The following is a 522-nucleotide window of genomic DNA, read 5'->3' as shown; positions in this document are numbered from 1 at the left end:
GACCTTATTGCAAGGGTACTTGGGCTATCAATATGGAAAGGACGACTTACCCCTCTCTGCTGTGCAGAAAGATGAGCTCTCCAGCTATGAGTTGTACTTAAAGGGCGAGAAAAACTACACCCACAACACAGCCATCAAAGTTCTGCGCTTTTTGAGAAAAGCGATGGAGCGAGCCGTTGAAGAGGACTTGCTTATGCGAGTCCCTTTTCCAAAGGTTGTTTTGCGTATGCAACCTACAGATAGGGGGTTCTTAGATGATTCCGACTTGGAGCGTTTGCGTTCTGTTGAGCTTTCAAACCCTAAGCTTCTTCTAGTACGAGATGCCTTTCTCTTTTCTTGTTATACGGGACTGTCTTATGCAGACATATCACGTCTAGTGAGAGACAACATCATCTCTATGCACGGTCAGAGCTGGGTTGTCCTCCGTCGTAAGAAAACTGGTGTGCTTAGCACTATCCCCTTAATGTCTGTTGCCGTGCATATCCTAACTCCATATCTCGCTCAGGCGACCTCTACAGAGAG

Annotated in this window: 1 protein-coding gene; it reads left to right on the top strand. The window is 46.7% G+C overall.

Translation table 11 applies throughout. From position 1 onward, the window contains the following. Positions 1–61 precede the first annotated feature (61 nt). Positions 62–522, top strand: a 461-nt coding sequence (locus PORUE0001_RS10715) for a phage integrase SAM-like domain-containing protein (RefSeq protein WP_232501395.1), incomplete at its 3' end; no start/stop codon positions are given.

Source organism: Porphyromonas uenonis 60-3, assembly GCF_000174775.1.
GTDB classification, from domain to species: Bacteria; Bacteroidota; Bacteroidia; order Bacteroidales; family Porphyromonadaceae; genus Porphyromonas; species Porphyromonas uenonis_A.
The sequence above is the reverse complement of the archived record's forward strand: the minus strand, read 5'-3'. Positions and strand labels throughout refer to the sequence as shown.